The organism is Microvirga guangxiensis (assembly GCF_900102135.1).
Classification (GTDB): Bacteria; Pseudomonadota; Alphaproteobacteria; order Rhizobiales; family Beijerinckiaceae; genus Microvirga; species Microvirga guangxiensis.
The window spans coordinates 481,517-498,738 of record NZ_FMVJ01000004.1 but is presented as its reverse complement, the minus strand read 5'-3'; the positions used below and the strand labels follow the sequence as shown (position 1 = coordinate 498,738).

Here is a 17,222-nt window from a genome sequence, read left to right as displayed (position 1 = left end):
GGAGAAACCCCATCACGAAGCCGTGGAGCGGGAGCGCTCGCGAATCAGGCTCTCATAAGCCTCACCTTGCCTCTCGCATCCGGCGGCGCTTCCCGTTATGGTGCGGCCACGTTTCGGAGCTTTCGATGTCGACCTGCGTTTCTATCTCCCGTGCGGCCCTGGTGGCCGGCCTCATCGTTCTGGGCCTCACGGCCTGCGGCCGTCGCGGCGCGCTGGAGCCCCCGCCGGATGGATCGGCGCCCCAGGCGCAGCAGGCGGCCCCCGCCGATCAGGCCACCCTGCCCTCACCCGTGGGCACGCCCCGCTCGGCGCCCCGTCGCGGCTATACCATCCCCAACAAGCCCTTTATTCTCGATCCGCTGCTGTAAGGCCGCCCGATGCACCATTTCGCCTATCGTGACGGCGTCCTCCACGCCGAGGATGTCAGCCTGCGCCGCCTCGCGGACGAGGTCGGAACCCCGTTCTATTGCTATTCCTCGGCGACGCTCGAGCGGCATTACCGCGTGTTCTCCGAAGCGTTCGCGGATACCGACACGCTCGTCTGCTACGCCATGAAGGCGAATTCGAACCAGGCGGTTCTGAAGACGCTGGCGCGCCTCGGCGCAGGCATGGACATCGTGTCGGAGGGCGAGCTGCGCCGGGCGCTGGCCGCAGGCGTTCCGAGCGAGCGCGTGGTCTTCTCCGGCGTCGGCAAGACGAAGGCCGAGATGGCCTTCGCCCTCGACAGCGGCATCCTCTGCTTCAACGTGGAATCCGAGCCGGAGCTCGAAGCGCTCTCCGAGGTCGCGCTCTCCAAGGGCATGCGCGCGCCGATCTCGATCCGCATCAATCCTGACGTCGATGCCAAGACGCACCAGAAGATCTCGACCGGCAAGTCCGAGAACAAGTTCGGCATTCCGATCTCCCGCGCCCGCGAGGTTTATGCACGCGCCGCTTCGCTCAAAGGCATCGAGATCACCGGCGTCGACATGCATATCGGCAGCCAGATCACGGACCTGTCGCCCTTCGACAACGCCACCGCGCTCCTGGCCGAACTCGCCCGCGACCTGATGGCGGATGGGCACAAGCTCCATCACATCGATCTCGGCGGCGGTCTCGGCGTGCCCTATCGTGACGACAACGCGCCTCCGCCCGATCCGCAGGCCTATGCGCAGATCATCAAGCAGCATACCAAGTCGCTCGGCCTCAAGCTCGTCTTCGAGATGGGCCGCCTGATCGCCGGCAATGCGGGCGTTCTCGTTGCCAAGGTCATCTACGTGAAGGAGGGCGCAGGCCGCACCTTCGTGATCGTCGACGCGGCCATGAACGACCTGATCCGCCCCACCCTCTACGAGGCGTTTCACAACATCAAGCCGGTGACGGAGCCGTCGCCGGATACGCCGCATATGGTCGCCGATGTGGTGGGCCCCGTCTGCGAGACGGGCGACTACCTCGCTCTCATGCGCGACATGCCCGCCGTGAAGCCGGGCGATCTCATCGCCGTCATGACGGCGGGCGCCTATGGCGCGGTTCAGGCCAACACCTACAACACGCGCCTCCTTGTGCCGGAGGTCCTGGTTCGAGGCTCCGACAGCGCCGTGGTGCGCCCACGCCCCACATACGAAGACCTGATCGGGCTCGACAAGCTCCCCGGCTGGCTGGACTGAAGCCCCGGCCTCCGAGCCCGGGCCGCGCCTCTATGACGAGGATGTGAACGCGACACCGGCCTGGAGCTTCCCTTGCGGCGCTTTGTGCCGATTTGGCGGCTGGTCATTCGGGCATGGCGTGCTAGCTTTTCGAGGGGGGCTTTAGCACAACCTGTGCTGCGGAGAGTGTTGGCATGAGCGAAGGCCCGAACCCGTCGCCTGCGCAGAGCAACCTGAGCAAGAGGTTCGGGCGCCTGATCACGCATGCCCGCTGGTCTCTCTGGTGGGAGGAGGCGTGGCCCCGCCTGTGGCTGCCCCTCGCCATCGTTCTGCTTTTCCTGACGCTGTCATGGCTCGGCCTCTGGCTCGATGCCACCCCGTTCTGGCGCTCGGTGGGCCTGAGCCTCTTCACCGCGGCCTTTCTGCTCTCCCTCTGGCCCATCCTGCGCCTGCGGATGCCCAGCCGCACGCGGGCTCTCGACCGCCTCGACCGGGACACCGGCCTGACCCACGGCCCGGCCCGGGTGCTCGACGACAGCCTGGCGCTGGGCTCCAGCGATCCCGGAACGCGGGCTCTCTGGTCTCTCCATCGCAAACGGGCCGAGGAGGCCGTCGGCCGGATGCGGGTCGCCGCGCCCCGGCCCGACATGCCCCGGCGCGACCGCTATGCGCTTCGGGCGGCAGGCGTCCTTGCCCTGGTGACCAGCGCCTTCGTGGCGGGTCCGGAAATCGGCTCGCGCCTCAAGGCGGCCTTCGACTGGCGCGGGGCCTCGGCTTCGGCGCCCTCCTTCCGTATCGATGGGTGGATCGATCCGCCGCTCTATACCCGCATGCCTCCGCTGATGATCGATCTCGCGAAGGGCCAGTCCTTGCGGGCGCCGATCCGCTCCACCATCGTCATCCGGGTGGCCGGCGACGGCACGGCGGAGATCAGCCCCGGCAAGGGCCTCACCGCGCTGCCGCCCAAAACCAACCAGCGCGCGGATCTGCGCGAGGAACGCTACACCCTCGAAGGCAGCACGGAACTCACCGTCAGCACGGGCTTTGCCCAGAGCGTCACCCTCAATGTCGAAGCCATTCCCGACCGAATTCCGGAAATCGCCTTCACCGGGGAGCCGGAGGTCAATGAGCGAGGCACCTTCACCCTGATCTACAAGGGCAAGGACGATTACGGCATCACCTCCCTCGAAGGGAAGGTGGAGAAGGCGGACGGCACCAAGGGCCGCTCCCTCGTGCCCGCTCCCACCCTCACGCTCAGCCTCCCGAGCCACGAGGAGAATGCGCCCGACACCCGTTCTCCCGTCGACCTGACCAATCATCCCTGGGCCGGGGCCCAGGTGACGATCAGGCTCAAGGCGAAGGACGAGGCCGGTCAGGAGGCGACGAGCGACACCCTCACCTTCAAGCTGCCGCAGCGTCCCTTCACCAATCCCCTGGCGAAGGCCCTCGTGGAGCAACGGCGCAACCTCGTGCTCGCGCCCGACGACCGCAAGCGCGTGCAGACCGCCCTCGACGCACTTCTCATCGAACCTGCGGAATTCACGCCGCAATGGGGCGTGTTCCTGGGACTTCGCGCCGCTGCCGAGCGCCTGCGCATCGCCAGGAACGACGAGGGTCTGACCGAGGTCGCCGATTGGCTCTGGAGCATGGCGCTGCAGATCGAGGACGGAAATCTCTCCGATGCCGAGCAGCAGCTGCGCGCGGCCCAGGAGCGCCTCAAGGAAGCCATGGAGCGCGGCGCGGCGGACGATGAGATCAAGCGTCTCACCGACGAGCTGCGCCAGGCCATGGACAGGTTCCTGCGCGAATTCGCCCAGCGCATGCAGCAGAACCGGCAGGCCGAGAATCAGAACCAGCGTACGCCCGACCGGATGATCACTCAGGACGATCTCAACCGCATGCTCCAGCGGATGGAAGAAGCCATGCGCCGTGGCGACATGGCGGAGGCCCAGCGCCTTCTCGACCAGCTGCGCAACATCCTTGAGAACCTCCAGACGGCACAGCCCAACGGCCGCATGACCGATCCGCTCGGGCAGGAGATGAATCAGGCCATGCGCGACCTGGAGGATATGACCCGCGAGCAGCAGAACCTGCGCGACGAGACCTTCCGCGATGGCCAGAACCGGCGCATGCAGCAGGGCGACCGCAATGGTCAGCGCCAGGGACAGCGCCAGCGGGGCCAGCGCCAGCAGGGGCAGCAGGGTCAACAGGGAGAACAGGGCGAAGGCCAGGAGGAGAGCCAGAACGGCACCTCGGACCAGATGGACCCGCTCGGTCTTCGCCAGCGGCAGCAGGCCCTGCGCGAGCGGCTGGAGGAATTGCAGCGGCGCATGGAAGGCATGGGCATGCAGGGCGAGCAGGGATTCGGCGAGGCTGAGCAGGACATGCGTGAAGCCGAAGGCGCGCTCGGACAGGGACGGGACGGCCAGGCGGTCGATGCGCAGGGACGCGCCCTCGAAAATCTGCGCCGCGGCATGCAGGGCATGGCCCAGCAGATGCAGCAGGGCCAGGACGGCAACCAGCAGGCCGGCGATCAGCCCGGGCAAGGCGAGCCCCAGGGTCAGGGACAGGCCGCGCAGAACAACGACGATCCTTTGGGGCGTCCCAGACAGAACAGGGGCTATTCGGACAACACCCGTGACATGTTGAGCGGCCCAGGCGGAGCGGCCGGTGCAGCCCAGCGCATTCTCGAAGAACTGCGGCGCAAGCTCGGCGATCCGGCGCGTCCGCAGGAAGAACTCGATTACTTCGAGCGCCTGCTTCGCAGGAATTAGGTTTAGGGTTAAGAGAGGGCGGCTTCAAAAAGCGTGAAGCCCCCTCCTTCGCCTGGACGCCGCTTGCCGGCTTCCGGGTCCATTCATGGAATCACGATGACAAGTTTTGCCGATATCATTGTGCCGGTTGCGGTTCTGGCCGTGGCCTTCGTCCTGCTGCTCGGTCTCGTCAACATGTTGCGCGGCGGCAGCGCCAACCGGTCGCAACACCTGATGAGGCTACGTGTTCTGCTTCAGTTCCTGGCGATCATTGTGATCATGGGGGTAATTTGGTGGAGAGCGGCCTAGCCTTCTTGGTCTTGACACTTTTTCGCCACGGTTTGTATTAAGAGATCATTAGCCATAAGGGCGTAGCCTGGCGGCCTTAAATCAATAAGCATTGGATTTCTTAATAATGCGCGTCAGCAAAGCCATAGGCATGAGCCTTCTGGTCCTGTTCGCAGGATCGACCAGCCTGCTTGCCTCTGACGCAAGGAAATCGGCTCAGCCGAGCCTTCTTTCCGAGTTCCGGATGGGTTTCTCCGCCCAGGATCCTTGGGGTCCCGAAGGCGAGGATGGCTCCGCCAATCTCACCGGTGAAATCCTTCTCGCGAAGCCCTTCACGGCATCGGACCTGTTCACGAGCTACTTCATCCCCCGCCCCCATATCGGCGGCAGCCTGAACTTCGATGACCGGACGAGCTTCGCCTATGCGGGCCTCACCTGGACGCTCGACATCACCCCGAGCGTGTTCGTGGAAGGCAGCCTTGGCGGCGCCATTCACAACGGCGAGGACAAGGTCAACGACCCGTTCTCGGATCATCAGGCCCTGGGCTGCTCGCCTCTCTTCCGTGAATCCGGCTCCGTCGGCGTGCGTCTTTCCGCCAACTGGAGCGTGATGGCCACCATTGAGCATCTCTCCAATGCAGGCGCCTGCTCCGAAAATCGGGGCTTGACGAATGTCGGCGCCCGGGTTGGGTATTCGTTCTAAGCGAAACCCTTCAAATTCGGGCCTTTCATGGTCGTTCTCAATCGAATCTACACCCGCACCGGGGATAAAGGCACGACGGCGCTCGCCGCCGGCGGACGCCGCCCCAAGCACGATCTTCGCATCGAAGCCTTCGGCACGGTGGACGAAACCAATGCCTGCATCGGCATGGCTCGCCTGCACACGAAGGACATGAGCATCGATGCCATGCTCGGCCGCATCCAGAACGATCTCTTCGATCTCGGCGCCGATCTTGCGACCGTCGAGACGGACAAGCCGCTTCCCTACGAGCCGCTTCGCGTGACGCAAGGGCAGGTCGATCGTCTCGAGCAGGAGATCGATGCCCTGAATGCAGATCTCGAACCCTTGCGCTCCTTCGTGCTGCCGGGCGGCACCCCCGCCGCGGCGGCCCTGCATCTCGCCCGCACCGTCTGCCGGCGCGCCGAGCGCAACGTGGTCGAACTGATCCAGAAGCCGGACGAGAAGGTCTCCGAAGAGGCCGTGAAGTATCTCAACCGCCTCTCCGATTTTCTTTTCGTCGCATCCCGCCACGTCAACGACAAAGGAAATTTGGACGTTCTCTGGGTCCCCGGTCAGAATCGCTGAAAGGCCGGGCTCATGTTCCTTCCGCTCCACGATGGCGTCCCGCTCCAGCACATGAAGACGCCGGTCGTGGCGCGGTCCCTGATCGTGATCTGCATCATGGTCCATCTCGTCTTCGTTTATGGGCCATTGTCGGCCGATGAGATGGTCGGCGGCTTCGGCCTTATCCCGGCGGTGCTGTTCGGTTACGAGAGATTGCCCGAGGGCTACCCTTTCGTGCCGGTGTGGATGACGCTCGTCACCAACATCTTCCTGCACGGATCCTGGTTTCACCTGATCGGCAACCTGCTGTTCCTATGGGTGTTCGGGGACAATGTGGAAGACGCGATGGGGCATCTGCGCTTCCTTCTGTTCTTCCTGATCTGCGGCATCGCGGCGAGCTTCGTGCATGCGGTCGCCTCGTTCTCCATGGTGGGCGCGAGCATGCCGGAGAGCTTCATTCTTCCCGCACCGGAGCGTCCGCTCATCGGCGCGTCCGGCGGCGTGTCGGGCGTGGTGGCGGCCTATGTGATCCTCTATCCGCGCGTGCGGATCTGGGCCCTGTTCCTCGGCGGAATCCCTCTTCGGCTTCCGGCCTATTGGGCCATCGGCTTCTGGTTCGCCGTGCAGTTCGTGTCCGCTTTCTTCGGCGCGGATGAGGGCGTGGGATGGTTTGCCCATCTTGGCGGGTTCATCGCGGGCGCTATTCTCATCCCCATCATGCGTCATCGCTACGATCCGGTTCTGGCGCGCGCCGCAGCGCAGGAATTGCAGACGCCGCGTTGACATTCGAAGACGTAATGCTCGCGCATCGTGCGGACCCAGTGGGCCGCGCCAGGGAAAAGTGGTCCCGGTTTTCCCCACGAGCGGTGCGCTCCCCTATAAAAGGAGCATCGGATTGGCCCCAAAAGTGCATTCCACTTTCAGGTTCGATGCTCTAGGGTCCGTTCCGCCTTTTTCCTATCTGTCCGGAGAGCTTCCCATGGGCCATATCCGGACCTGACCTTCAATGAGGACAGACGAATGAAGCTTCTTGTGTGTGTGAAGCGAGTGGTCGACTACAACGTGAAGATCCGCGTGAAGGGCGATGGGTCTGGCGTTGAACTCGCCAACGTGAAGATGTCGATGAACCCCTTCGACGAGATCGCGGTGGAAGAAGCCGTGCGCCTGAAAGAGCAGGGCAAGGCCACCGAGATCGTTGCCGTCTCCATCGGCCCGAGCCAAGCCGGCGAGACCATCCGCACGGCGCTCGCCATGGGTGCCGACCGCGGCATCCTGGTCAAGACCGACGCCGCCGTCGAGCCGCTGGCCGTCGCCAAGATCCTCAAGGGCGTGATCGAGCAGGAGAAGCCCAATCTCGTGATCATGGGCAAGCAGGCCATCGACGACGATTCCAACCAGACCGGCCAGATGCTCGCCGCCCTCCTGGGCTGGCCCCAGGGCACCTTCGCCTTCAAGGTCAATGTGGGCGAGGGCGAGGTCGACGTGACCCGCGAGGTCGACGGCGGCCTGCAGACGGTGGGCCTCAAGCTGCCCGCCATCGTCACCACGGACCTGCGCCTCAACGAGCCGCGCTATGCGAGCCTTCCCAACATCATGAAGGCCAAGAAGAAGCCCCTCGACGAGACTTCGCCCGAGACGCTGGGCGTCGATGTGGCCCCGCGCCTGAAGGTGCTCAAGACCGCCGAGCCGGGCGGCCGCAAGGCCGGCGTGAAGGTGGGTTCCGTCGCCGAACTCGTCCAGAAGCTCAAGACCGAAGCCGGCGTGCTCTAAGGGAGAACAAGAACAATGACCACGTTGCTGATTGCCGAGCACGACAACACCCAGCTCAAGGACGCCACTCACAAGGCCCTCTCCGCGGCGAAGGCCCTGGGCGCACCGGTTCACGTGCTGGTGGCCGGCTCCAACGCCCAGGCTGCGGCGGAAGCCGCCGCCAAGCTCGAGGGCGTGGAGAAGGTGCTCCTGGCCGATGCTCCAGCCTATGAGCACATGCTGGCCGAGCCCGCCGCCGACCTGATCGTCTCGCTGGCCGGCTCCTACGATGCGCTCGTCGCGCCCTCGACCTCGAACGGCAAGAACATCATGCCGCGCGTCGCGGCCCTGCTCGACGTGATGCAGGTCTCCGACATCACCAAGGTCGTGTCGCCCGACACCTTCGAGCGCCCGATCTATGCCGGCAACGCCATCCAGACGGTGCAGGCCACCGACGCCAAGAAGGTGATCACGGTGCGCACGGCCGCCTTCCCGGCCGCCGGCGAGGGTGGCTCGGCTGCGATTGAGACGGTGAACGCGGCCAGCGATGCCGGGCTGTCGAGCTTCAAGGGCGAAGAAATCGCGAAGTCCGACCGTCCCGAGCTGACCTCGGCGCGGATCATCATCTCGGGCGGACGCTCGCTGGGCTCTGCGGAGAACTTCAAGCAGTATATCGAGCCGATCGCCGACAAGCTGGGCGCGGCCATGGGCGCTTCGCGCGCGGCCGTGGATGCGGGCTATGCTCCGAACGACTGGCAGGTGGGACAGACCGGCAAGGTCGTGGCGCCCGATCTCTACATCGCGGTCGGCATTTCAGGCGCCATTCAGCATCTGGCGGGTATGAAGGATTCCAAAGTCATTGTTGCGATCAACAAGGACGAGGAGGCGCCGATCTTCCAGGTCGCCGATTACGGCCTCGTGGGCGATCTCTTCTCAATCCTCCCTGAACTCAAGGATGAGTTGACCAAAGCCGGTTAATCGGTCCAGGAATAGGTGAGTGAAACAATCCGGGCGGGAGCGCTCGCCCGGATGCTTTGAGCATGGATGGCAGGCGAAGTCAGATGGGCATCGAGATCAAGACGGTTGGCGTGATCGGCGCGGGGCAGATGGGGAGCGGCATCGCTCATGTCTGTTCACTCGCAGGCTTCAGCGTCCTGCTGCACGACCTCTCGGATGAGCGCATCAATGCCGGGCTTGCCACCATTAACGGCAACATGGCCCGCCAGGTCGCCAAGGGGGCCATCGCCGACGCCGACCGCCAGGGGGCGCTGGAGCGCATCAAGCCGGCGCGGGGCTATGACGATCTCGGCGTCTGCGACATCGTGATCGAGGCCGCAACCGAGAACGAGGAGGTGAAGCGCAAGATCTTCACCAATCTCTGCCCCTCCCTGCGCCCGGATGCGATGATCGCGACGAACACGTCCTCGATCTCCATCACGCGCCTTGCCGCAGCCACGGACCGCCCGGAAAAGTTCATCGGCATCCATTTCATGAACCCGGTGCCGGTGATGCAGCTCGTCGAGCTGATCCGCGGCATCGCGACCGACGATCCCACTTACGAATCCGCCAAGGAATTCATCGCCAAGCTCGGCAAGACCTCGACCGTGTCGGAGGATTTCCCGGCCTTCATCGTCAACCGCATCCTGCTGCCGATGATCAACGAGGCGATCTACACCCTTTATGAGGGCGTGGGCTCGGTAGAGGCCATCGACACCGCCATGCGGCTCGGCGCGAACCATCCGATGGGCCCGCTGCAGCTCGCCGACTTCATCGGCCTCGACACCTGCCTGTCCATCATGCAGGTCCTGTACGAGGGCCTGGCCGATTCCAAGTACCGCCCCTGCCCGCTTCTCGTGAAATACGTCGAGGCCGGCTGGCTCGGCCGCAAGACCAAGCGCGGCTTCTACGATTACCGCGGCGAGCACCCGGTCCCGACCCGCTAGGCCTACAGAAAGCGGCGGAACAGGTCGGCGAAGAAATACGCCCCGAGGCTCCAGAAGGACGCCCAGAGCAGCGCCCCCAAGGCGTTCGCCAGTACAAAGCGCGGCCATGGCATGGCGACCGACCCGGCCAGAATGCCGTTGAGCTGGCGCAGCCCCACCACGAAGCGCGCCGTCATGACCATGATGAAGCCCTTGTCGCGGGCGGTTTTCTCAATCCGGGCCAGGCGATCCGGCGTCAACCGGATCTTTGGCGCCAGCCACAACAGCACAGGCCGCCCGCCGATGCGCCCAATGAGATAGCCCGTGCTGTCTCCCAGCACCGCCCCGCACCACGCCGCCAGAATGACATGCCCGATGGCATGATCGCCGTGGGCCGCCAGCAGCGAGACGGTGATCAGGGCGCTTTCACCGGGAAGCGGCACGCCAAAGGATTCGAAATAGAGAATGAGAAAGAGAGCCAGGACCCCATAGGCGGCGATGGCTGCCTCGACCGACCCGAAAACGTGCTGAAGAAGGGCCATTCCTCACCTCTTATCTTCTCCCGCATCCCCCATACCCCTCATCCTGAAGAGACCACGCCGCGATCGTCTCGAAGGACGAGACATCTCCAAAGAGCGCTGGATCCTCCTTCGAGACGCGGACTGGTCTGCTGCTCAGAATGAGGGCTGATGGGGTGGACACTCACAAAAAATGCCATTCTTGGCCGCATTTCCTGTGTGGTGCGTCACAAACGCATTTATCTGCGAACTTCACAACAGCGTCACAATGCCTATAGTCTACTCAGACGGGGCTACTCTTCTTTGAGAGGAGGCGATGTGACGGTACACGTCCAACCTGTTGTAAGGCCGGAAGCCTGTCCGGCCCTTGTGCTCAATGCCGATTACCGGCCTTTGAGTTACTACCCCTTGTCCATCTGGTGTTGGCAGGATGCGATCAAGGCGGTGTTTCTGGACCGGGTCAACATCGTCTCTGAATACGACAAGGTCGTGCGAAGTCCGAGCTTCGAAGTCCGCCTCCCCTCGGTGATTTCTCTGAAGACCTACGTTCAGCCCTCGCGGCACCCGGCCTTCACCCGCTTCAACGTTTTCCTGCGCGACCGTTTCAGCTGCCAATATTGCGGCACCCGTGAGGACCTGACCTTCGACCACGTCGTGCCCCGCTCCAAGGGCGGCCAGACGACCTGGGAAAACGTCGTCGCCGCCTGCGCCCCCTGCAATCTGAAGAAGGGCGACAAGATGCCCCGCGAAGTCGAGATGTGGCCCCGCCAGCATCCCTTCGCCCCCACCGTCCACGATCTGCACTCGAACGGACGGCTCTTCCCGCCGAACTACCTTCACGAAAGCTGGATGGACTATCTCTACTGGGACAGCGAGCTGGAGCCTTAAGAGCCGTCAGCGTCCGAGAAAGAAGCTTTTCCCTGAAGCAGCCTTCGCGGCGACAGCTGCAAGGGCCAGCGAGATCAGCACGTTCCAGCCCGCCAGCGACAGCCCCAGAAAACGCCATGCGGCCTCCGTGCAGCTCACCACGCGCGTGGTCTGAAGCTGGTTGAGGAAATCGCTCACATTGCCCGCGCCCGCGCCGGAGCCGCCTCCGCAATCGGCAGGCCCCGCGAAGAAGCCCCATTCAACGCCGGAATGGTAAGCGCCGAGCCCCGCGCTCACGAGGAAGACCAGCGCCAGCAGCCAGAGTCCTGCCCGGGTCCAGCGCGGCGGCAGAAGGGCCGCCACGATCCCGAGCGGAATGGCGATGTAATAGGGATTGCGCTGGACCAGGCACAGCTTGCAGGGCACGTAGCCGAACACATGCTCGAACACGAGCGCGCCGCCGATTGTGGCTGCGGCGCCGAGCGCCACCGCGAGGGCCGCTTGGCGCAGGGACAGGCTGAAGCGCATCGCCCTCACCTCAGAACATATACTTGAAGGCCACGAAGCCGCCGACGATGGCGATGATAGCCAAGGCGGCGACCAGATTGAAATTGTTGTCGATGATGGACTTGATGCGGGGGCCGAACCGGCTCATCAGCAGCGCCACGAGGAAGAAGCGCGCCCCGCGGGTGATCACCGAGAGCAGGATGAACCAGCCCAGGTGATAGCCTGCGAAGCCGGAGGTGATGGTCACGAGCTTGTAGGGAATCGGGGTCAGGCCCTTCAGCAGAATCACCCAGTGCCCGTATTCCGCATAGGCGTGCCGGAACGTCTCCGCGCTCTCGTTCAGGCCATAGAGCTGGAACAGCCAGGAGCCGATGGAATCGTAAAGCGCCAGACCGATCACATAGCCGAAGATGCCGCCCAGGACCGAAGAGATGGTGCAGATCAGGGCGTAGGACCATGCCTTGTCGGGGCGCGCCAACATCATCGGCACGAGCATCACATCCGGCGGCACCGGAAAGAAGGAGCTCTCCGAGAAAGAAACCAAAGCCAGTGCGTAGGGGGCTGAAGGCCGGGCCGCGAGAGATAGAGTCCAGTCGTAAAGGCGTCTTAGCATGGGGTCCCGGCGGAATTCTGATGAAACAGGGCTACGCGGGCCCTTTGAGCACAAGACGGCCCGGATGGCGAGAGGCAAGGCTTGCGGCGCAGCTTCGCATCAGACTGATTGACCCTGCTTGTACCGTCATGCTACTTCGCACTTCCTTGCCCCTGTGGCGGAATTGGTAGACGCGCTCGACTCAAAATCGAGTTCCGCAAGGAGTGCTGGTTCGATCCCGGCCAGGGGCACCATTTCCCATGACATCGATGGCGCATCCTCAAGCGCCCCACAGCCTGGATCCTGCCGGTCTAGAACTGTTGAGCTACCCCTTTTGCACCTTTGCCAAATCGGGAACCTTTGGCGCAAATGTCTCCGTTGAACGGCCAAGCCCTGTATCGTTGAAACAAATTGTAAAAGTGCGTTGCAGGCGGCTGCAAGAAGCAAACACCTTGAGACCAAGGGGCATCAATCATGGATCTAGAAGTCGAATACGTTGCTCGTGCACTCTATGAGGCCGAGGACAATGCACTCCTGTGGGAAGCCGAGCCGGAAATCGTGAAAGAGGAATTTCGCGACTATGCGCGCACGGCGATTGCGATGCTGCAACGGCAGGACTCGCAGGCGAGGGACCAATTCCCGTACGCCGCGTAAGCTGAGACTTATCTTCTCCAACAGCGCCCGTGGCGGGTTTTCCGCCACGGGCGCTGTCATTTCGAAACGTCTGGAATTCTAGCCGCGGCGCTCGATCACCGTCACGATCTTGCGGGTTTTCGGCTCCACGATCACGACCTGATCGCGAACGATCACATACCGGCATTCCGGCAGGCCGGCGAGGATGCGCACCACCTCATTGGGACATGCACGCAGGTCGGTAACGATCGTCTCCGGCACAACAGTCCCGACGCTCACCGTGAAGTTCACATTGGTGACAGGCTTCGCATCCACGCTGCTGAAGGCACGCGTGATTTCCGTGCGCTGCTCACTCGTGACATTGATGTTGGTGGAGCTTGATGTGCTGCTGGTCGTGTTGGCTGCACCGCCGGTCGTGCTGGAGCTGCCGCCGGTGGAGCCGGATGCGGCTCCACCCGAAGCCGCGCCGCCCGAGTTTGTGCCGGATGTTCCCGATGTTCCACCGGAACCGCTGCCGGACGTCCCCGATGTGTTGCCGGACGTATCGGACGATGCGCCACCCGATGCGGCGCCGGAACTCGTTCCCGACGTTCCGCTCGATGTCGTACCGGATGTCGAACCCGAAGCGCCTCCGGATGCACCGCCAGATGTTCCGCCGGAAACGCTGCCTGATGTGCCCCCCGAGGCCCCACCTGTGCTGCCGCCAGCGCCGCCGCTCGTCTGGGCGATGGCTGCCACACTCAGAGAAAAAGCAGCCGCGGCAACGGTCGTCAACAAAGCTACACGCATAAAGAACCCTCCGCTTCGCCAGGGACAGACCTCCTGCCCCATGGGTGATCGTGTCAACGGAGAGCCCTGGTGTGGGTTCCTCCTCCCAAGCTCGCGTGCAGCAGCATTGGAAAGTCGATACCCAATATTTGATCATGCAATGCGGAATAACCTGGCTGAAGAACGCAACAACCGCAGCGCCACCAAGGTTGCTTGGCAATGGAACCGTTAAATTTTACCGTCGCCCACAGTGCCGTTGCTATGGATGGTGCGTCACGTTCGTAAAATCCGGCCGGATCAGGCTTTGGTATCCTGCAGCACCAGATGATGGAAAGCTGCAACGACGTTCTCGTAGACGCCGCGCTTGAACGGAATGATCAGTTCCGGCAGCCGCTGCATGTCTTCCCAGCGCCACTCGTCGAATTCGGGCTTGTGATGACCGCCGCCGGGCTGCGTGATGTTGATCTCGCTCTCGTCGCCCTCGAAGCGAAAGGCGAACCATTTCTGCACCTGCCCCCGGTAACGGCCGCGCCATGCGCGACCGGCGACCATGGATGGTAGATCGTATGAATACCAATCGGGAGCTTCCGCGAGCAGGCTTACGGAGCGCACGCTGGTTTCCTCGTAAAGCTCACGCAAGGCAGCCTGATACGGATCCTCGCCCGGATCGATACCGCCCTGCGGCATCTGCCATGCATAACCATCGGAGACTTGATCGTTCTCGGAGTGGCGACGTCCGATGAAAACCCGGCCTTGCTTATTGATCAGCATGACGCCGACGCACGAGCGATAAGGCAGTTCCTTCCTGCCGTGCGGGCCCTTGGCGTTTCTCATCAGACACTCACTCCCTTGCTCAGCCCCCGTCGCCTGCCGATCATCTCTAGTATCGCCGGCTTGTGTCGATGGTTCCTTAGGTCAAGGTTCAAGAGTGCCGTTTCACGAAGGACCGCACAAGCCGTTCCTTGCATTTGTCAAAGCCTGAATGGAAAAAGCCTGGCGACCGGAGCCGCCAGGCTTTTCATTTCGTCTCGAGCGGAGCGCCTTAGTTCGGCGTCGGCGTCGTGGTGTTGGCAGCGCCCTTGCGCACGCCGTGGAGCAGATCGTAGGCGGCGAGCAGCTGCTTGTCCTTGGTCGGGTCCGGCGGAACGTAAGCGGAGGAACCGCCGCGCTCTTCCTTCTCGCCGCCATTGCTCAGGTGGCCGCGCAGACCGGCTTCGCCCTTGGTCTCGTCCTTGCCCTTCAGCTCTTCCGGGATGTCCTGCAATACCTCGATATCCGGCTCGATACCCTTGGCCTGGATCGAGCGGCCCGACGGCGTGTAGTAGCGCGCCGTTGTCAGGCGCACCGCGCCGTTGCCGCCCAGCGGAATGATGGTCTGCACGGAACCCTTGCCGAACGAGCGGGTGCCGAGCACCGTCGCCCGCTTGTGATCCTGCAGAGCGCCGGCGACGATTTCGGATGCGGAGGCCGAGCCGCCGTTCACGAGCACGACGATGGGCTTGCCCTTCGCGAGGTCGCCTGCCTTGGCGGTGAAGCGCTGCGTGTCTTCGGCATTGCGGCTGCGGGTCGAGACGATCTCGCCGCGATCGAGGAAGGCGTCGGACACCATGATCGCCTGATCGAGCAATCCGCCCGGATTGTTGCGGAGGTCGATGACGAAGCCTGCAACCTTGTCGGCGCCGATGTCGCTGGTGAGCTTCTCGATGCTCGTGCGAAGATTGTCGTAGGTCTGTTCGTTGAACTGCGTCACGCGCAGGACGCCGATGTCACCCTCGACGCGGGCACGCACCGGACGGACCTTGATGGTCTCGCGGGTGAGCTTCACCTCGATCGGATCCTTGGCTTCCTTGCGCTGGATCTTCAGCGTGACCGAGGAATTGACCGGGCCGCGCATCTTGTCGACGGCCTGGTTCAGGTTGAGTCCCTGAACGGGTTCGTTGTCGATATGCGTGATGACGTCGTTCGCCATGATGCCGGCGCGCGAAGCCGGGGTCTCGTCGATGGGGGTCACCACCTTCACGAGACCCTCCTCCATGGTGACCTCGATGCCGAGGCCGCCGAACTCGCCGCGGGTCTGCACCTGCATGTCGCGGAAGCTCTTGGGATCCATGTAGCTCGAATGCGGGTCGAGCGAGGTCAGCATGCCGTTGATCGCTGATTCGACGAGCTTCGATTCTTCAGGCTTTTCGACGTAGTCCGTGCGGACCTTCTCGAAGACGTCTCCGAAAAGGCTCAGCTGCCGGTATGTATCGGCCGAGGCGGCAACTGCGCCCGAGGAGAGCAGGGCCGTCTGCGACACCATGGTCGCGCTGCCCGCGCCGATAGCCACACCGAGAATCAATAGGGAGAGTTTGCGCATTATCCGCGAACCTTTTCGCTTTGCGATTTCGCCCACCAGGGACCTGGGTCGATCGAACCGCCGTCTTTCCTGAACTCAACATAGAGGACGGGATCGTTCTTTTCTATGGCAGAGCCGGTCAAACTCATGAGAGGAGAATCCCCCATGGTTGCGACTGGCTCGCCCGCGAGCACGAATTGCCCGACATCGACGTTGATTTGGTCCATCCCGGCCAGAAGAATATAATATCCCCCGCCGGCATTGATGATCAAGAGTCGACCATAGGATCGGAAGGGGCCTGCGAAGGCGACCCATCCGTCCGCCGGTGATACGACAGCCGCCTTGGGACGGGTGGTGATCGAAATGCCGCGCGTCGTTCCGCCATAGCCGTCCGCGGCTCCGAAATCCAGCGCGACGGTGCCGCTCACGGGCCGCGGAAGCAATCCTCTCGCCTCCGAGAACGGAATTTTGGGCGCCAGGCGGGCAGGATCGCGGAAAGCAGCCTGGGCGAAACGCTCCTTAGCCTCGCGCTCCTGTGCCTCAGCGGCCTTGCGGGCTTCCTCGGCAGCCTTCTGGGCGCCTGAGATTTCCGCCTCCATGCGGTCGATCAGCTCCTTGAGCGTGCCGGCCTGACGCGCAAGCTCGGCCGTCTTCTCCCGCTCGGTCCCGATGCTGCGCTCCACCTCGGCCATCCGGCCCTGACGGGCCGCCATGAGGGCCGTGAGCCGCTGCTGCTCGGTATTGAGGGCGCCCAGCTCCGTGTTGAGGGTCGAGCGGTCGGTGGCGATCGCCTCCTTGAGGCGCACCAATTCGGCGAGATCGGACGCCAGAACCTCGGCCTCGGCGCGAAGCTCGGGGAGCACCGCTCCCAGAATGATCGAGGCCCGTACGGCTTCGAGCATGTCTTCCGGACGGACCAGGACTGCAGGCGGCGGGCGGCGGCCCATGCGTTGGAGGGAGGCGAACACTTCGACGATGACCCCCCGGCGGCTTTCCAGGGAGCGGCGGATCGCCGCTTCGGAAGAAATCAGCGTTTGCAGGCGCTGTTCGAGGCCCCGGATCCGATCCTCGGTGTCCCGGACACGGGACGCTGTTTCGATCAGGGTCGCGTTGAGCTTGGCCCGGTCCGTCCTGATTTCTTCGATTTCGGCCTCAAGGCGCTTTTGAGCCTGGGCGCTGGCGTTCATCGCCTCTTCCAGAACCTTGAGATCGTTCTGGCGCTTCAGCCTTTCCTCCTCCGTTTCCGGCGCGACCTGAGGGGCCGCAGGCGCAGGCGAAGGCGGCTGCTGGGCCCACGCGGAGCCCGACAGGGAGAAAACCAGCCATGCAGCAAGGCTCAGAAGCCTGCGGGAAGGGAGAACTGAAAAGCGGTCCATG

Annotated in this window: 19 protein-coding genes and 1 tRNA gene; 13 read left to right on the top strand and 7 right to left on the bottom strand. The window is 63.5% G+C overall.

The features are described from left to right. The first annotated feature begins 125 nt into the window (after positions 1-125). From lptM to BLP10_RS08780, 10 genes are all read left to right on the top strand, one after another. A complete protein-coding gene (gene lptM, locus BLP10_RS08825) occupies positions 126-368 on the top strand; it encodes an LPS translocon maturation chaperone LptM (RefSeq protein ID WP_091133425.1) in 243 nt (80 codons plus the stop codon). A gap of 9 nt (positions 369-377) precedes the next feature. Next, positions 378-1,646, top strand: coding sequence for a diaminopimelate decarboxylase (gene lysA, locus BLP10_RS08820; RefSeq protein ID WP_091133423.1), 1,269 nt, complete (start codon positions 378-380; stop codon positions 1,644-1,646). Between the two features lie 173 nt (positions 1,647-1,819). Next, on the top strand, positions 1,820-4,399 hold the full coding sequence (locus BLP10_RS08815; protein WP_091133421.1) for a TIGR02302 family protein: 2,580 nt from the start codon (positions 1,820-1,822) through the stop codon (positions 4,397-4,399). A gap of 96 nt (positions 4,400-4,495) precedes the next feature. Continuing rightward, positions 4,496-4,687 (top strand): twin transmembrane helix small protein, encoded by a 192-nt coding sequence (locus BLP10_RS08810; protein WP_091133419.1) that lies wholly within the window; start codon positions 4,496-4,498, stop codon positions 4,685-4,687. A 130-nt stretch (positions 4,688-4,817) separates the two neighbouring features. Further along, complete coding sequence (locus tag BLP10_RS08805; protein WP_244510453.1) at positions 4,818-5,369, top strand: acyloxyacyl hydrolase; 552 nt, start codon at positions 4,818-4,820, stop codon at positions 5,367-5,369. 27 nt (positions 5,370-5,396) lie between these two features. Continuing rightward, complete coding sequence (locus BLP10_RS08800; protein WP_091133417.1) at positions 5,397-5,972, top strand: cob(I)yrinic acid a,c-diamide adenosyltransferase; 576 nt, start codon at positions 5,397-5,399, stop codon at positions 5,970-5,972. 12 nt (positions 5,973-5,984) lie between these two features. Further along, a complete protein-coding gene (locus tag BLP10_RS08795) occupies positions 5,985-6,734 on the top strand; it encodes a rhomboid family intramembrane serine protease (RefSeq protein ID WP_091133415.1) in 750 nt (249 codons plus the stop codon). A 237-nt stretch (positions 6,735-6,971) separates the two neighbouring features. After that, positions 6,972-7,721, top strand: a complete 750-nt coding sequence (locus BLP10_RS08790; protein WP_091133413.1) for an electron transfer flavoprotein subunit beta/FixA family protein — start codon at positions 6,972-6,974, stop codon at positions 7,719-7,721. Between the two features lie 15 nt (positions 7,722-7,736). Then, positions 7,737-8,678, top strand: a complete 942-nt coding sequence (locus tag BLP10_RS08785; protein ID WP_091133411.1) for an electron transfer flavoprotein subunit alpha/FixB family protein — start codon at positions 7,737-7,739, stop codon at positions 8,676-8,678. 83 nt (positions 8,679-8,761) lie between these two features. Next, positions 8,762-9,643: a 3-hydroxybutyryl-CoA dehydrogenase gene (locus BLP10_RS08780; protein ID WP_091133409.1), complete on the top strand. Its 882-nt coding sequence runs from the start codon at positions 8,762-8,764 to the stop codon at positions 9,641-9,643. A 2-nt stretch (positions 9,644-9,645) separates the two neighbouring features. Here BLP10_RS08780 and BLP10_RS08775 read toward each other — a convergent pair whose 3' ends face one another. Further along, the gene (locus BLP10_RS08775; protein WP_091133407.1) at positions 9,646-10,164 is read right to left on the bottom strand and encodes a DedA family protein; all 519 of its coding nucleotides are present in this window, start codon (positions 10,162-10,164) and stop codon (positions 9,646-9,648) included. A 294-nt stretch (positions 10,165-10,458) separates the two neighbouring features. On the opposite strand from BLP10_RS08775, the gene BLP10_RS08770 reads away from it, so the two are divergent. Further along, a complete protein-coding gene (locus BLP10_RS08770) occupies positions 10,459-11,028 on the top strand; it encodes an HNH endonuclease (protein ID WP_091133405.1) in 570 nt (189 codons plus the stop codon). A gap of 6 nt (positions 11,029-11,034) precedes the next feature. Here the strand turns inward: BLP10_RS08770 and BLP10_RS08765 are convergent, their stop codons facing one another. Beyond that, on the bottom strand, positions 11,035-11,535 hold the full coding sequence (locus BLP10_RS08765) for a disulfide bond formation protein B (protein ID WP_091133403.1): 501 nt from the start codon (positions 11,533-11,535) through the stop codon (positions 11,035-11,037). A 10-nt stretch (positions 11,536-11,545) separates the two neighbouring features. Continuing rightward, positions 11,546-12,127, bottom strand: a complete 582-nt coding sequence (locus BLP10_RS08760) for a YqaA family protein (protein ID WP_091133401.1) — start codon at positions 12,125-12,127, stop codon at positions 11,546-11,548. Between the two features lie 148 nt (positions 12,128-12,275). On the opposite strand from BLP10_RS08760, the gene BLP10_RS08755 reads away from it, so the two are divergent. Together BLP10_RS08755 and BLP10_RS08750 are read left to right on the top strand one after the other, a co-directional pair. Continuing rightward, positions 12,276-12,360, top strand: a tRNA-Leu gene (locus BLP10_RS08755). Positions 12,361-12,580: 220 nt separating this feature from the next. Beyond that, entirely contained in the window at positions 12,581-12,760 is a 180-nt protein-coding gene (locus BLP10_RS08750) for a hypothetical protein (protein WP_091133399.1), read from the top strand. Between the two features lie 78 nt (positions 12,761-12,838). On the opposite strand, the gene BLP10_RS23835 is transcribed toward BLP10_RS08750, so the two are convergent. The 4 genes from BLP10_RS23835 to BLP10_RS08730 all read right to left on the bottom strand — a co-directional run bounded on the left by BLP10_RS23835 (position 12,839) and on the right by BLP10_RS08730 (position 17,221). Next, complete coding sequence (locus BLP10_RS23835) at positions 12,839-13,528, bottom strand: DUF1236 domain-containing protein (protein ID WP_091133398.1); 690 nt, start codon at positions 13,526-13,528, stop codon at positions 12,839-12,841. 276 nt (positions 13,529-13,804) lie between these two features. Beyond that, complete coding sequence (locus BLP10_RS08740; RefSeq protein WP_091133396.1) at positions 13,805-14,341, bottom strand: RNA pyrophosphohydrolase; 537 nt, start codon at positions 14,339-14,341, stop codon at positions 13,805-13,807. A 208-nt stretch (positions 14,342-14,549) separates the two neighbouring features. Then, a complete protein-coding gene (locus BLP10_RS08735) occupies positions 14,550-15,866 on the bottom strand; it encodes a S41 family peptidase (protein ID WP_091133394.1) in 1,317 nt (438 codons plus the stop codon). Beyond that, positions 15,866-17,221, bottom strand: coding sequence for a murein hydrolase activator EnvC family protein (locus tag BLP10_RS08730; protein ID WP_091133393.1), 1,356 nt, complete (start codon positions 17,219-17,221; stop codon positions 15,866-15,868). Before BLP10_RS08730 ends, BLP10_RS08735 begins: the two co-directional genes overlap by 1 nt. Position 17,222: the final 1 nt, after the last annotated feature.

Coding starts and splice junctions, on each gene's coding strand:
- BLP10_RS08805 (WP_244510453.1), top strand. CDS start 4,818: ATGAGCCTTCTGGTCCTGTTCGCAGGATCGACCAGCCTGCTTGCCTCT.
- BLP10_RS08810 (WP_091133419.1), top strand. CDS start 4,496: ATGACAAGTTTTGCCGATATCATTGTGCCGGTTGCGGTTCTGGCCGTG.
- BLP10_RS08785 (WP_091133411.1), top strand. CDS start 7,737: ATGACCACGTTGCTGATTGCCGAGCACGACAACACCCAGCTCAAGGAC.
- BLP10_RS08735 (WP_091133394.1), bottom strand. CDS start 15,866: ATGCGCAAACTCTCCCTATTGATTCTCGGTGTGGCTATCGGCGCGGGC.
- lptM (WP_091133425.1), top strand. CDS start 126: ATGTCGACCTGCGTTTCTATCTCCCGTGCGGCCCTGGTGGCCGGCCTC.
- BLP10_RS08800 (WP_091133417.1), top strand. CDS start 5,397: ATGGTCGTTCTCAATCGAATCTACACCCGCACCGGGGATAAAGGCACG.
- BLP10_RS08795 (WP_091133415.1), top strand. CDS start 5,985: ATGTTCCTTCCGCTCCACGATGGCGTCCCGCTCCAGCACATGAAGACG.
- BLP10_RS08750 (WP_091133399.1), top strand. CDS start 12,581: ATGGATCTAGAAGTCGAATACGTTGCTCGTGCACTCTATGAGGCCGAG.
- BLP10_RS08760 (WP_091133401.1), bottom strand. CDS start 12,127: ATGCTAAGACGCCTTTACGACTGGACTCTATCTCTCGCGGCCCGGCCT.
- BLP10_RS08815 (WP_091133421.1), top strand. CDS start 1,820: ATGAGCGAAGGCCCGAACCCGTCGCCTGCGCAGAGCAACCTGAGCAAG.
- BLP10_RS08765 (WP_091133403.1), bottom strand. CDS start 11,535: ATGCGCTTCAGCCTGTCCCTGCGCCAAGCGGCCCTCGCGGTGGCGCTC.
- BLP10_RS08790 (WP_091133413.1), top strand. CDS start 6,972: ATGAAGCTTCTTGTGTGTGTGAAGCGAGTGGTCGACTACAACGTGAAG.
- BLP10_RS08780 (WP_091133409.1), top strand. CDS start 8,762: ATGGGCATCGAGATCAAGACGGTTGGCGTGATCGGCGCGGGGCAGATG.
- BLP10_RS23835 (WP_091133398.1), bottom strand. CDS start 13,528: ATGCGTGTAGCTTTGTTGACGACCGTTGCCGCGGCTGCTTTTTCTCTG.
- BLP10_RS08740 (WP_091133396.1), bottom strand. CDS start 14,341: ATGAGAAACGCCAAGGGCCCGCACGGCAGGAAGGAACTGCCTTATCGC.
- BLP10_RS08730 (WP_091133393.1), bottom strand. CDS start 17,221: ATGGACCGCTTTTCAGTTCTCCCTTCCCGCAGGCTTCTGAGCCTTGCT.
- lysA (WP_091133423.1), top strand. CDS start 378: ATGCACCATTTCGCCTATCGTGACGGCGTCCTCCACGCCGAGGATGTC.
- BLP10_RS08775 (WP_091133407.1), bottom strand. CDS start 10,164: ATGGCCCTTCTTCAGCACGTTTTCGGGTCGGTCGAGGCAGCCATCGCC.